The 14194-nt window shown below is 48.2% G+C and carries 13 protein-coding genes; 4 read left to right on the top strand and 9 right to left on the bottom strand.

The features are described from left to right. Positions 1-49 precede the first annotated feature (49 nt). Positions 50-448: a hypothetical protein gene (locus tag Q0835_RS01290; protein WP_298957952.1), complete on the bottom strand. Its 399-nt coding sequence runs from the start codon at positions 446-448 to the stop codon at positions 50-52. Here Q0835_RS01290 and Q0835_RS01295 point away from each other — a divergent pair. The 3 genes from Q0835_RS01295 to neuC all read left to right on the top strand — a co-directional run bounded on the left by Q0835_RS01295 (position 361) and on the right by neuC (position 4452). Continuing rightward, positions 361-2172 (top strand): tetratricopeptide repeat protein, encoded by a 1812-nt coding sequence (locus tag Q0835_RS01295; protein WP_366142322.1) that lies wholly within the window; start codon positions 361-363, stop codon positions 2170-2172. The two genes, Q0835_RS01290 and Q0835_RS01295, sit on opposite strands and share 88 nt — an antisense overlap. Before the next feature lie 113 nt (positions 2173-2285). Next, positions 2286-3317: an N-acetylneuraminate synthase family protein gene (locus tag Q0835_RS01300; protein ID WP_298957955.1), complete on the top strand. Its 1032-nt coding sequence runs from the start codon at positions 2286-2288 to the stop codon at positions 3315-3317. A gap of 13 nt (positions 3318-3330) precedes the next feature. Continuing rightward, positions 3331-4452 (top strand): UDP-N-acetylglucosamine 2-epimerase, encoded by a 1122-nt coding sequence (gene neuC / locus Q0835_RS01305; protein ID WP_298814663.1) that lies wholly within the window; start codon positions 3331-3333, stop codon positions 4450-4452. A gap of 37 nt (positions 4453-4489) precedes the next feature. Here neuC and Q0835_RS01310 read toward each other — a convergent pair whose 3' ends face one another. From Q0835_RS01310 to Q0835_RS01345, 8 genes are all read right to left on the bottom strand, one after another. Further along, entirely contained in the window at positions 4490-5491 is a 1002-nt protein-coding gene (locus Q0835_RS01310; RefSeq protein ID WP_298957957.1) for a hypothetical protein, read from the bottom strand. 68 nt (positions 5492-5559) lie between these two features. Then, complete coding sequence (locus Q0835_RS01315; protein WP_298957959.1) at positions 5560-6990, bottom strand: AMP-binding protein; 1431 nt, start codon at positions 6988-6990, stop codon at positions 5560-5562. 44 nt (positions 6991-7034) lie between these two features. Then, positions 7035-8066, bottom strand: coding sequence for an N-acetylneuraminate synthase family protein (locus tag Q0835_RS01320; RefSeq protein ID WP_298957961.1), 1032 nt, complete (start codon positions 8064-8066; stop codon positions 7035-7037). Positions 8067-8084: 18 nt separating this feature from the next. Further along, positions 8085-9866, bottom strand: coding sequence for a thiamine pyrophosphate-binding protein (locus tag Q0835_RS01325; protein WP_298957962.1), 1782 nt, complete (start codon positions 9864-9866; stop codon positions 8085-8087). After that, positions 9863-10351: a 3-hydroxyacyl-ACP dehydratase FabZ family protein gene (locus tag Q0835_RS01330; RefSeq protein ID WP_298814672.1), complete on the bottom strand. Its 489-nt coding sequence runs from the start codon at positions 10349-10351 to the stop codon at positions 9863-9865. Before Q0835_RS01330 ends, Q0835_RS01325 begins: the two co-directional genes overlap by 4 nt. Next, complete coding sequence (locus Q0835_RS01335) at positions 10351-10590, bottom strand: acyl carrier protein (RefSeq protein WP_298814673.1); 240 nt, start codon at positions 10588-10590, stop codon at positions 10351-10353. The genes Q0835_RS01330 and Q0835_RS01335 overlap by 1 nt, the downstream gene beginning before the upstream one ends. A 68-nt stretch (positions 10591-10658) precedes the next feature. Further along, positions 10659-11777 carry an acyl-CoA reductase gene (locus tag Q0835_RS01340; RefSeq protein ID WP_366142323.1) on the bottom strand — a complete coding sequence of 373 codons (1119 nt, stop codon included), beginning with the start codon at positions 11775-11777 and terminating at the stop codon, positions 10659-10661. Between the two features lie 89 nt (positions 11778-11866). Beyond that, entirely contained in the window at positions 11867-12940 is a 1074-nt protein-coding gene (locus Q0835_RS01345; protein WP_298957963.1) for an acyl-protein synthetase, read from the bottom strand. A gap of 267 nt (positions 12941-13207) precedes the next feature. Here Q0835_RS01345 and Q0835_RS01350 point away from each other — a divergent pair, with 267 nt between their 5' ends. Next, a complete protein-coding gene (locus Q0835_RS01350; protein ID WP_298957965.1) occupies positions 13208-14137 on the top strand; it encodes a polysaccharide deacetylase family protein in 930 nt (309 codons plus the stop codon). The last annotated feature ends 57 nt before the right edge of the window (positions 14138-14194 follow it).

Here is a 14194-nt window from a genome sequence, read left to right on the forward strand (position 1 = left end):
TATCCTCGTTCGATTCGGTCTGAGGCAGAATCGGTGCTTCATATCTAGATCATTTCATCAATGAAGCCTGGTTCGAAGCTGTGCATTCAGTCGTGTCACAGATTTTTTCGTCAGAAATGCGAATGTGGAGCACCTGAATTCTGTGCTCAATCAGGTTCAAACCATTGTTTGCAGAAACAACTCGTCCAACCTGCAAGAAAACTGCGGATAGACAGGCGAAAACTTCTCCAAAACTGTTTTTGTTTTTACCGTACTGGTAAGCTCCTGACAGCAAACGATGTTTCGTAAAATTACGGACCAGTCTCCCAAATGGCATTAAAAACTGCTCCAAATCCGACACTTGAAAAGCTGCATCGCGCTCTGGCTTTCCAAAAAGCCGGCGACCTTGAGAAGGCGCAGCGCCTATACAAACAAGTTCTGAAAAAAGCTCCCAGTCATCCGGATGCAAATCACCTTCTTGGCGTGACCTACCGCCAGCTTGGGGATCCCATGAAGGCGATCCAACAGATCCAGAAGGCGATCAACATCGCAAATGACCGGGGCCCCTTCTATGCCAACCTGGCACGAGCCATGTCAGACATTCCGAATGCAGACAATGAAAGCATTCTTGCATTGACCAGGCGGGCGCTGGATCTTGACCCCACACTCGTTGACGCCTGGAACCTGCATGCAATCAGTCTTTCCAAGTGCAATATGGAAGAAGAAGCCGAACTCATCTTCCAGCGCCTTATTCAACGCCACCCTAATCATCCCGACGGTTACCGGAATTACGGCGTTATGCTGCGAGATGCTAAACAGCATGAGAAGGCAATAACGTTCTTTTCAAAGTGCATCTTGATGGATCCGGAAGGTGCGGAAGCCTACGTATTGCTTGCCAAGTCCCTGCAAGACAATGGAGAATACGACAAAGCTCGCGACTTTCTGGAAAAGACCTTGAAACGCTTTCCGGAAAACGATGAATTGCACCACGAGTTTGCAAAAACATGCTTTCGCGACGGGAACGCAATTGACGGCCTTGCCTCGGCCGAATTCGCCTCCTCTGTCGCTCCAAGGAATCCAGATCGACAAGTTACTCTCGGTGTCTGTCTGCTTGCGCACACTCGCCATAAAGATGCCATCGAAGCCTTCAGAAAAAGCATCGATTTGGTTGGCGGAAATCACCCAACAGCTGAATGGAACCTCAGCTTGGCATATCTTGGTGCCGGCAATTTGAAGAAAGGCTGGGAACACCACAGGGCACGTTTTTCGGCAGACAATCTCCCAGTAATTTGCCGCAAATTCAATAAACCCGCTTGGGACGGTGAAAGCCTCAAAGGTAAAACCATCCTCGTCCATGCTGACCAAGGTGTCGGCGATGCGTTGCGAGCCTCCACTATCTTTTCCGAAGTCATTGCAGAAGCAGACAAAGTGATCATCGAGGGGTCTCAAAAACTTCTGGAACCCTTTGCTTACAGTTTTCCGGAAGCAGTTGTTCGACTGGCAAGCTTTGAAGCAGATACAATGGAAGCCACTATTGACGACTACGACTGCCACACCGCTATGGCGGATCTACAATGCTTCCTACGACCAACAATTGAATCGTTTAACAAAGCAAGATTTCCTTGCCTCAAAGCGCGCCAGGGTCGTGTTCAGGAGTTGTATGGTCGTTTGCCGGAAGCTGACGATAAGCCAATCATCGGAATTTCTTGGAGGTCACGGAACCTGGGTTCAGCCAGGGTGCGCAACTACTTTTCAGTTATAGATTTCGCACCCATTCTGGAGACTGAAGGTTGTATTTTCTTAAATCTTCAGTATGCCAGCCTCGACAAGGAAATCCGTTATCTGGAGCACAAAGCCGACCGAGGCCAGTTCTTCCATTTCCCTGACGTTGACCAGTTCAACAACCTTATGGACGCTGGAGCTATGACTGAGCTTTGCGATCTTGTGATTACAGCTCCCACCAGCGTGTCGGATATGGCAGCACTCCACAATGTGCCTTGCTGGAGCTTCGGAGACCCGCAAGCCCATTTCAAACTAGGACAGGAAATTTCTCCTTGGTACCCATCGATGCACCACACGGTAATAACGCCGGAGCAAACTGTGGTTGACCTCGTACCAGAGATTGTCGACCGATTGGAAATTTGGAAAAAGGACTTTTCACCTGAACCACGGCTGAAGCGCATTGGATTGTGACAATTAGGATGCCCCCTGTTCAAGCCGCTACTTTTCCAGGCAGCCTCCTTTTGGCGCTCATTTACAGGACACACGCAACATTGCCGAGCCGGTGGTACTAAGGGATTATACAGATGCGCATTGCCAATCGTGAAATAGGCCCGGAACAGCCACCTCTTGTGATTGCCGAGATCGGAATAAATCACGGGGGAAGCCTCGATGTCGCCAAGTCCATGGTCGAAGCAGCGTCACGCAGCGGCTGCGAGATGATCAAACACCAAACCCATTTTGTCGAAGACGAAATGACAGACGAAGCAAAGTCGATCTTTCCGCCCAACGCGGATGTTTCAATCTACGATGTAATGCGCCAATGCGCCTTGCCGCCAGAAGCTGAGAAAGAGCTCAAGCAGTTTACCGAAGACCTTGGACTGATTTATATTTCCACCCCCTTCTCGCGTGCAGCCGCAGATTTTCTTGCCTCAATTGACGTACCCGGTTTTAAGATCGGAAGCGGTGAATGCGATCACCTGCCCTTGATCAGACACATTGCCCGCTTCGGTAAGCCGGTCATCATGTCAACAGGAATGCAGACATTGGAGAGCATTCGTCCGTCCGTTGAAGTATTGGAAAAGTCGGGGAATTCTTTCGCTCTGTTAGAGTGCACTAACCTTTATCCCTCTCCTCCTGAAATCGTTTCGCTGCAAGGCGTCCGTGAACTACAAGCTGCGTTTCCTGAGGCCGTCATAGGGTTCTCCGACCATAGCATCGGCCCGGAAATGGCGCTTGCGTCCGTTGCGCTTGGTGCATGTATCCTTGAGCGGCACTTTACAGACACGAGGTATCGGATAGGCCCGGATATTTCTTGCTCGATGGACCCTTCCGAGCTGCGTCATCTGATTGATCGCTCTCGCGAAATTCATACCGCTCTCCACAACAGAAAGCAAAGAACCACACCGGAAGAAGATGTTTATCGGTTTGCCCGCGGTTCTGTGGTTGCCGACCGTGACCTGAAGGCAGGCCACATTATCGCCGAACAAGACATCTGGGCGCGGCGCCCTGGCAATGGTGAAATTCCTGTCCAAGACTTTGAAAAGGTGATCGGCAGGTCTTTGAAACGGTCTGCAAAGCGGAACGATCAGTTACGCTGGGACGATCTGGAAACGTAAGGCGGAGGTCTGCATGGAACGCAATCTTCTGTTTCTTACCGGTACACGCGCCGATTTTGGAAAGCTGGAACCCCTCGCGGTGGCCGCAAGAGACGCCGGTCACAATGTGACATTCTTTGTAACAGGTATGCATATGCTGGAGCGGTACGGGGCGACCCGTATCGAAGTTGAAAGGGTTCAAGGTGTTCGCAGGCAGGAATACATCAACCAACGTATCGGCGACTCTCAAGACATTATTCTTTCCAAGACAATTATCGGACTTTCAGACTGGTTGCACGAAAACCCCACAGACCTGACCATTATTCACGGAGACAGAATAGAGGCTCTGGCTGGTGCGCTTGTTTGCGCGACAAACTACATCAGATGTGCGCACATTGAAGGTGGCGAAGTTTCCGGAACAATCGATGAGATTTATCGCCACTGCAATACCAAACTCTGCACCTATCATTTCGTGAGTTCGCAAGACGCGCGCGAGCGCGTCATTACGCTTGGCGAAGATCCCAAGACCGTGTTCACCATAGGCTCTCCAGAACTGGACATTCACTTGCACGGCAACGGCATCCCAATAGCCGAAGTTAGAAAACGGTACGAGATTGAATTCGAGAATTACGGGATTGCAGTCTTTCACCCAGTGACCTCAGAACGCGATACGATTGGTGCACAGGCGCGAAAGTTATTTGAAAATCTGACGGCGAGTGGTCGGCAATTCGTCGTCATCATGCCTAACAACGATCCTGGTAGCGAAGAAATCTTCCGCGAGATCGACAAGTTGCCGAGTGAACGTTTTCGCTGTTTGCCGAGCATGCGGTTTTCCTATTTCTCCTCCCTGATGAAACACGCGAGTGTGATGGTTGGAAATTCTAGTGCCGGGGTTAGAGAAGCACCCTTTCTAGGACTTCCCAGCCTCAACGTGGGCTCCCGGCAGCATCTAAGGTCAAGGTCCAAGACGATTACGGACGTAACCGCTTTTGATTGCGACGTTATCAGGGACTTTTTGGCCGAAAAATGGGGAAAACGCCACGATGCAGATCCTTCTTTTGGCACCGGAAACGCAGCAATGCGATTTGTCGAAGTTCTTGAAAACGTTGACTTCTGGAACGTTAGTCAGCAGAAGTATTTTTTCCAGACAACCTGAGCCTTAACAAACAAAGCTCGGGCGTGTTCAATTTGACTTACGTTTGGCAATAATTGACCTCAACCGACTTTTCCCAGTCTACGATCTGTCGCGGAACAAGCTGATCTCCGGCACCTTTAAACAACACGACCGGTTCCCCCGAGAGATCAGAGTTGTTTAGCCTTACTCCAAAATGGACTCTTGAATTCACGGATTGAAAGGGGAAAAAATTGTTCGGGACAATCGTCTCGTTCTGATTGCAGTCTAAGGACTCAAATCCAGCTCGTTCGAATACAGCCACATCAATCCCGGCAACCATGATATCGACATGCCGACAGTGTTCAGCGAGAGCTTTTCGTTGAAGATATTTGAGAACAGCGTCAAATTTCTCAAGCTTACCAAAATAATCATAGAGGCGCAGAATTCGGCCTATCGGAGTTTCATACGATGCGGTGACAAAAACAAAAACTTCGTTGTTGCAAACTCCCTCGAATACTTCAAAGGTTTGAGACAAATTGTCTACATAACTCTTTTTCAAGAACCAGAAGTCTTTGCGTGGAAGAAAGTCGGAAACTGGAAAACGCCCTCTCAATTCTGACAGGTTTTCATTGGTGGAAATCAATCGAACGGAGAAATCGAAACCGACATCCTTAGACCTTAAATGTGTCGACTTCACAGGTTGCCAATAAAACTGACTAAAATGCTCGCATCGATGCTTCACCCGCCGGTAGAATGGCAAGAGCCGCTCTATTATTCCGGCAGTGAAATACCCTTCGGGCGCAACATCCTCAAGAAATGATTTCATGAAAGCCTGACCGACGAACGGAAGACCATCCATAGGCTTAAACAAAAACAGACAGCCCGCAGCGTCCGTTTTTTGGCGGTTGTAGTAGAGAAATGGCCATACGCCAATTAGCTCATCGTTTTTGAACGCCGCGTAGATGTTCAGATGCTCGCCATCTTCATAGAAATGGCGCGCCATTTGCGGATGCATTACATAGGAATGCGTTTCTCCATAGTTATCACGAACGAAATCTACAAATCGCGATAGTTCACTCACAAGGAGTAGCCGATGACTTAGACTGCGTTGCATCTGAGATACATTCCTCGTAAACTTGGCACCTCTACTTAAATTTCCGTCGCCAATGAAGATCGATAAAGCACATCCAAATGATGATAACTTACTTTTCCGCTCTCTGTTCGCGGAACCCTTCCCAGTCGGTGAAAACTGAAGTCTTTCATTTGAAATTTCAGGTTTAAAGCAAGAAAACGGGCTAACACTTCTGTATCTTGATCTTCCGAATAGAACACCACGACTTTCTCGTCGCATGAGATGCAAATGAATTGACCTGGCCACTCAGCATTAAGTAACGCTTCGATATCGTCTAGCGAAACGCTATGACCATAGAGTTTGACCATTCGTTTTTTACGGCCGGTGACAAAGACAAAACCATCGTCGTCCACAAATCCCGTATCACCGGTCAACAGCTCTCCGCACCAGGTATCGCCGAGAACAAGATCATCAGCTCCTTCCGCATACCCCATGCAGACATTTCGTCCTCGATAAACAATTTCACCCAGGACATTATTCTTAGACTTGACTGTTTTTTCGGATTGGATTCGTATTTCTCCACCTTTAAGCGGACGGCCAGCGCTTTGACCTTTTTCCGGGTGTTCGTTTAGGCAAAAACAGCTGATACGGGTTGTGGCTTCCGCCTGACCGTACATTATGTAGAACTTCTTTTTTGCCTCCTCACACCAGCTCGAAAAATAAGCGCTCAATTCTGGTGAAAGTTTTCCGCCGGCTTGAGCAAGTACACGCAAGTGATGCAAATCCTGTCGGTGTATTTTCAGCTTCTTCAACATTTCGAATGTAAAAGGAACACCGTAAAGAATTCCAACTTCACCTTCCCGCATTCTTAACCAGAAATCTTTTTGCATGATCGAACGAGACGTTAAGTGGATCGTCGACCCAACAGATAAATGGGTATGCAAAACGGACATGCCGAAAGTGTAGTTCAAGGCCAATGTCGTGATTGTCGATAGGTTATCATCAAGGTGGAGACTATCGGTGATTGCACTCGTATTGACCGACAAATTGTCCAGTGTCTGACGCACCAGTTTCTTGCTGCCTGTTGATCCGGAAGTCGTTGCCAGAAGCGCCAAATCAGAGTGTAGATCCAACGTGACAGTCTCGCAGCTGACCAAAAGATCATAGTCGTTCAGAGACGCTGCCAGCTTGAAGCCGGGAACGCTAATTGCTAGCGTTCGCGGCTTCCATAGATAGCGTGGCCGGTACTCACCAATGTAACCGACTATGAAAGAGGGGTCGATCTGTGCCCCTAGCATGATGGGCACTATACCGGTGTTCAGAAAAGCGAGATAGCCTGCAATGAAAGCGACGCTGTTTTCGCAAATGCATATTGCAAGGGTTTTCTGGACTTCCAGGTTTTTTGAAAACTCATCCACTGTACTGACGAGTTCGGAATACCTATAGCGGTCGCCATCATCTGTTTGAAACGCGACATTTTCGGCAAACCGGTCAATGCCGAATATCATTTCGCCGTCCCTTTTGTGAAAGACCCGATCAGAGCTCACATTGACTAATCCTGGCGCTGAATATCAGTTTCTTTGACAACCTCACCTTTTGCTATGTCCTTTGAGAGGACCATACCAAAATATGTTTCGATCCTGTCCGGTGGAATTCCTGTTCCGGGTCGCTTGAAAACAATATCGTCACGCCTGAAGCTATCCCCACCTTTGAGATCTCGAGCTGCAACTGCACTTCTTCTCATTTGAGCTCTTTGCTTGAGTTCGCTTTCAGTCAGCTGCCTTCCCGAACTTCCAAGGGCGTCAACCGTCTTGCGGCAAAAGGAGATCATCTGAGAAAACTCATCAGGCTCGGTTGCCATGTGATTGTCCATGCCGATTTGACTACTATCGAGCGTAAAGTGTTTTTCGATGACCCTCGCACCTAAAGCAATCGCGGCAACCGCGGCCTCCGGTCCTTTCGTATGATCCGAATACCCAATTATCGCATCGGGAAAGCGTTCCGCCAGCATCGGGATGTTGTTGAGATTGCAAATCTCGGTTGGGCAAGGATAGACGGACACGCAGTGGAGAAGGCAGAGGCGATCGTGACCTTCCTTTTCAAAGACGGCTACAGCTTTTTCAATTTCCTGTATAGTTCCCATGCCGGTTGAAAGAATGGTCGTTGCATGTTTGTTGGCAATATATTCCAGATAGGGAATGTTGTTCAAATCCATAGACGCGATTTTGATAAAATCGGCATCGCACTGTTCAATTAGAAAATCGACTTCATCTATTGAATACGGCGTTGAAGAAAATCCAATTTCGATAGACCTGCAATAACGTGAGAGTTCCCAGAGTTCTTCAGGGCCCATTGAATACTTTTTAAAGAACCGCTTTGCGATCGGATTTTCTTTGAAATAGGAATCTGCGTAAAGGCTTTCTTCCGTCCAAGATTGAAATTTCACGCAATCCGCGCCAATTTCCTTGCACTTGAGAACCATCTCCTGTGCCGTCTCGACCTTTCCAAAGTGACTGGTGTTCAATTCGGCGACAATATATGGACGGTTCTCAAAGATGGATCCAGCAGAGGCGTTCTTATTCATGGCAGCAGACGCTTTTCCTTATTGATCAATAACTGGAACGATCATTTCGTTTTTAAGCACGTCTCTGTCCATGAAGGGAAACTGGTCCTCCAATGGCCGCCGCACATACCTTCTTTCCTGGGTCTTGGCAAAAGAGACTTCAAGATAAACTTGGTCGGCCAGACCATCGATCTCGATCAACATGGCTTCAGGTCTTTGAAGCAACCCACCAAGATCTTGTTCCAATGTGTCAAGGTTCTCGATTTTGGCATACTCGATGCCAAAGGCAGCAGCGACCGAGGAAAACCTTGGCACTCCAACACCATTTGACTGATCCGTGCCAATTGTGCGCTTGCGGAAAAGTTCCTTTTGACGCCGTTTGATAATTGCATAGCCACCATTGTTAACAACGATGACTTTTACCGGCAGTCCATTGTGGACGATAGTTTGAAGTTCTTGCAGGTTCATCATTATCGAGCCGTCGCCAATAACAGCAACTGTCGGTCTTTCCGTTGCCAGCCACGCACCCATTGTCGCAGGAAGAGCAAATCCCATCGCACCTTGATAAACTGGATGCACGCATTTCTGCCCCAAAGAAAAGCGCATATTTGTTGGCAGGATTACATCGATAAATCCTGAATCACATATGAAATTTGCCCTCTCGGGCAGCACATTTGACAAAACTCTAGCGAAATTATGCAGGTCAATAGCTGTGTCTTGATTTTCCCATCCATCGAAGTCGGCAAACAGCGTTTTCCAGTGTAAGCACTTTTTGAGCCAATCACTGTTCGTCCTGAATTTCTTTGAAGATAAGATATTGAGCACCTGCCCCGGTCGGATTGGTATTATCCTTTTGAACAGGTCCTTATTCCGCTCGAACTCCTCGATATTCTCATCCACGACAATAATATCGGCCTTGCGTGCAAATTTGTGCGCATCTGCACCAATGACCGAAGACGGCAATCTGGAGCCCAGTACAAGCAGCAGATCTGAGTTTTGGACCGCAAATGCACCGGCTCTGGAACAGCCCATTACTCCAACTGACCCTATGGAATGACTGTTTGCCGTACCGTAGACATCTGTTGCTGATGACGTAAAAGTCACTGGTATGTCATTTCGTTCCGCAAAGGCCTTGAGGCTTTCCGCAGCGTTGTCGAGTTTGACACCACCGCCGACTAGGATGACAGGCCGCGTTGCGTTCTTGAGGCTCTCTTCAAGAAATGCAAGATCATCCCCGAAAACCTTAGCATTTTGTTCTTCGTCCGGTTCATACCCTTGCAGTGCATCCGGATCGACACGCATGTTCTGAACATCCAGTGGAATATCGATCCAAACGGGGCCAGGCCTTCCTTTGTTCGCGAGCGCTGTCGCTTTCTCCAGTTCAAAACGGATCTTGGCAGGATCACTGACAAATGCGGAATATCTTGTTATCGGGCTCACCAATTCGACGATATCCGCTTCTTGCTGGCCGTAGGTTCTGATCGGTTCACCGGTATGACGTCTGGCCTCAGCAAGGGTGTTTTGACCAGAAATAAAATAGCAGGGAATCCCATCCTGCCAGGCCGTAAGTACGCCAGTAATGGCGTTTGTCGACGCGCAACCGGTGGACGTTAGACAAACTGCAGGCAGATCAGAAACTTGAGCATAGGCAACAGTAGCGAAAGCAGCCGCCTGCTCGTGGTGCGGGCACACAGCGTGCAACGCATCGTTTTTCTCCACAGCATCCGTCAAAAACAAAGCGCCACGGCCGGTGACAAGGAAAACATGCCGTGCACCAAGGGAAGCAAAATAATCGAAAACGTAGTCAGCGACGCGCTTCAACTATGCTTCTCCCTCATTTTTTGGAAAATGGCATCGGTCGCGCTCCTGATCGAAACGACAAAATCTGCCGAACAAGCGAATTCGTCTTCGACATATGCGTCGGCTTTCCCTCTTGCTATGCCTCTTTTCAAGGAGGCAAGCTCAGCATTCACAACAAGCGTATCGCCAGGGATAATCTGCCTCCGGAAACTACCATTGCCGATGTTTAGGAAATTTGTTTTGCTGCCTTTATGTTCGGGCATGGTCAGAAACGTCATAATAAAAGTCTGAACCATCGTTTCGACCAAGATGAAGCCAGGCACAGAAGGCTCATCCTCATAGTGTGCAGGAAAAAACCACTCATTGTACGAAAATGCCTTGATCCCGGTTGCGCGTTGCTCGGGCACGACATCAACAACCTTATCTAGAAATAGGATCGGATGCCGATTTCTCTGGCATTCCTTGATGCCATTGATATCGAAATTGAGCTTGGGACTACCGGTCATTAAATTGAAATTTCGTATCTTGACAGGACTTCCTTGCCCTTTCGGAAGTCTGAGATATCCGTGATGTCGTCGATCTCCATTTCGATACCAAATTCATCTTCCAGCGCAGCGACAAGGTTCATGTGACCAATACTGTCCCACTCCGGAATATCCTGGTACTTTAAACCCTCCAGATCTTGCTTTTGGACGGGAAAAGCTTCCATGAAGCACTTCTGATACTTTTCGTTATTTTCCGACATTTCTGGTTGTTCCGCTCACTGCCTTCGGTTGAGCCAGTTCGATTCTTGAGTCATTTTCTGGCACTTACTCATTGAACCAAAACGAATTTTGACATCTGGCCAATCAAATCATATCCATCCCAGATGACATCAAACGCCGTTGCGTTTCCTATCTTTACCAACCTTTCCGCACTCAGTTTTGTGGGCACGCTGAGTACAAGCGCTTCAAGCTCGGTCTGTGCAAACCCAAAATGCGTTACGGTCTGTAGTCGATGGTCATTGATCACTGGCAAGGCCGCCAGGTGTTCAAACTGCACCTGCAAGAAATATCCGCCCCCAGTAAAATTATCCGCATTCTCCAACGCTTCTGGCATCGTGTTCACGATGACATTGCCCGTCATGTTGCTTCGCGACACTCTTGGCTCAAGTCCGCTGACAGCCAAACCTGCAATCTTGGTAAGCTTCTCATTTGTCTTTGAAGCAGGACATTTGTAGCCCTTGCGTCGCATTTGTTGATCCAGTTGGTTCCAGAACAACTCTTGAGCTCGCGAAACAGAAACCTGATCTCCGATCCAGAGGATAGCTTTTGGCGAAGAACAAGCATTTTGATCAAACACGAAAGTATCGTTGTAGAACGCTGTCGCAATACCTCTTTTATCGTTCTCCTCAAGATATTCCTTTGCTGCGATCAGGCAGATCGAATACCTATCGGGAAATGTGATATCGTAAGCATGGGGCTTCAATGAAGCCTTGCGAATGTCCCTTACGGTTTGATCGCCACCCCAAATTATTCGAATGTCAGCAATATCTCCCAGTGCTTGGTTTAGTTTGTCGTCCGCTTGGGACCGAAACAGAAAAATCCTATTGCGCAGAGCCTCAAATTCGGAACGCGACAAGATAGCATTCAGTTTTTCAACGACAAATTCGGTCACAACCGATGCCTTGTTCGAAAGGCGCACGACGCAGGAATTGCCGGCCAAAAGCGCGGCAATCATGCTGTAGCAGAAATTCAAAGGGACGTTTGATGGCGTGTAGTGAACAGAGTGGCCTCGTCCTATGCGAATTGCATCGTTGAGCGTATACCTGCGAGCGACAATCGAAAGATTGGCGCGTCGGCAGAAAAAACCAAGACTAACGACATCCGGATAGGCATGAGCCTCATCCTTCATGAGTATCTTGGAAAATGCAGACAACATTTCGACCACCATTGGGTCGAATATCCTTCTCGGACCCTCTTTCAGCAGATCGTCAAAGCTTTCAGCGCCGGCGATGCGACTATGATTGAGGGCTTGGAAGGTCACAGTGTATCGCTACAGCCCCTTATTTCAGCTTCTGCCAACCGACCCAGGACACGAAAATATTTTCCTTTCCGTCCACAAGGACAATCATCCTCACCGAGCAGCATGCCCAGGTCTTCGGTCAAAATCGAATGGCCAGGATAGGAGTAGGGGAATATCGACAAGGTCTGAATCAATCCCTCTTCGCCGAAATTTTTGTTTTCAAGCGAGATGACATCCTTGATCAACACATCGTTGAATACGCTGCAATGCAGGTGGCCCGCGTCGCATTCGACATAAATTGATCCGGTCTGCTCAACCATGCCGTAATAGTCGTGGATGCGTGAGATGTTGAACTGTTGCTTAAGTCGTTCTTTAAAGGCGGCAGGAGACACAGCCTTGTTGACCAGTTTTTTCCAACCGCCGCCGTGTAAAAGTATGGCATTAGACATGTCAATTTGTATGTCCAGCTCTGCCAAGGTCTCACACAAAGAAGTCCAAATCAGGAAAGTGAAACCAAAAACAAATACGGCTTTGTCTTTGTGCTGATCGAAAAAGCTCTTGATCCTCAGCAGGTCTGGTTTGAGGTCGTGGTCCAAAGCAAATACCGGACGACGTCCAAACATTGAAAACCCGCGAATTGCAGCACCGCGTGCCGAAAAATTCGCATTTGCGCCCAGAGCGTCTTCGCTGTCGACAACAAGCATTGGCAGGCGTTGACCACCCAAAACGCCATTAAGCGTTTTTGTGAGCCCCTTAGTCTGCAAATTGGCGGTCTTTTTATCTAAAACTATTTCCGAGGGGCGCTGACCTGACGTACCAGAAGAGCGCATGTATTTAAAAACTTCATCATCTGGAATGCTTTTCAGCCTGTGGTGCTTAAAGACACCCACCGGCAAATAAGGAAGTTCGTCCAAGTTGGTGGAAAAATCGCAGCCACCGAACAATGCATCAATCATCGCCTTATATTCGCTGCACCGATCATAGTGAAATTGGGTCAACTCACTCATACTACTTTGCAGGAACGCGACCTTTTCGGCGCGCGCCATAGAATATGGAGCGATATCAAAAATACTATCCATCTTGTCGGTCATTTGCTTGAGCTTACCATTGATGGACTCTGGAGGGCGACTGCCACCTACCGCAATTTAAACAAAAGACTTAAACTACGCCCGTTTCCTGGACTTATTGTGTATTGCTTATCAACAGAAATAATTTGCAAACGCTCTCCAACCAGATGCTTCCGGGATACAGTGTCAGGACTTGAGTTCAGTCGAATGACGGAGCAAAAGAACATGTATGCGTGCGCACCTTAGTCGACCTTACGTTCTTTCAGACCCTGGAACAGTGAAGAGGTGAAATTGCGGTTCGAACGCCCCACCGGTCTAATGTTCCATCATTTTCATGGACAAGATCATCCGCAGACCCAGGGAAGCATCAACGGCAATACCTTCGAAGCGATTCTTGAGTTCATCTCTCGAAAACACCGAATTCTCAAAGCGAAAGACTGGCTGGACCGGGCGAAAGCTGGCTCACTAGAACGAAACGAAGTTTGTGTAACGTTCGATGATACCCTCGCCTGCCAATATGATGTTGCGCTGCCTGTCCTTGAAAAGCATGGCCTGACAGGTTTCTGGTTCGTTTATTCTTCTATTCTCGAAGGTGGATTGGAGCCACTGGAAATCTTTCGTTACTTCCGGACAACCTGTTTTGACAGCATTGATGAATTTTATGAACGGTTTTTCGAACTCGCTCATGAATTGCTGTCGGAAGCTTATCACACCTCAGAACATAGGTTCGATCATGGAAGCTACCTTACGCATGCTACTTATTATTCACGCAACGACAGATGGTTCCGATATCTGCGAGACAATGTACTCACAGGTGAGAGCTACAGGTCGATTGTAGAACTTATGATGAAAGAAGCACGCTTTTCGATTGATAGCGCGAGGGAAAAGCTCTGGCTAACCGCTTCACAGGTCAAGCAGTTGTCGCATTCAGATCATGTTGTTGGGCTCCATTCTCACACGCACCCAACCACCCTGGCCGAACTTCCGGCTGCCGAGCAAAAAACAGAATACAAACGGAATTCCGACAGTCTCAATGCCATTCTCGGGTATCGGCCCGACACAGTCTCGCACCCTTGCAATTCCTACAATTGCGAGACACTTGAAATTCTAAAATCGCTCGGTGTGCAAATTGGCTTCAGAGCGAACCGGCTGTCGGTCGCAAGCCGGTCAGAACTCGAGTATGCGCGTGAGGATCACGCAAATATTTTACCTCTGTTATAGGGTTGCTGTCATCCTGGCCGTTACCGAATTAGACAACGAAAAACCCGTCTGAAAACA

The sequence above is a fragment of the uncultured Roseibium sp. genome, from assembly GCF_947499295.1.
Classification (GTDB): domain Bacteria; phylum Pseudomonadota; class Alphaproteobacteria; order Rhizobiales; family Stappiaceae; genus Roseibium.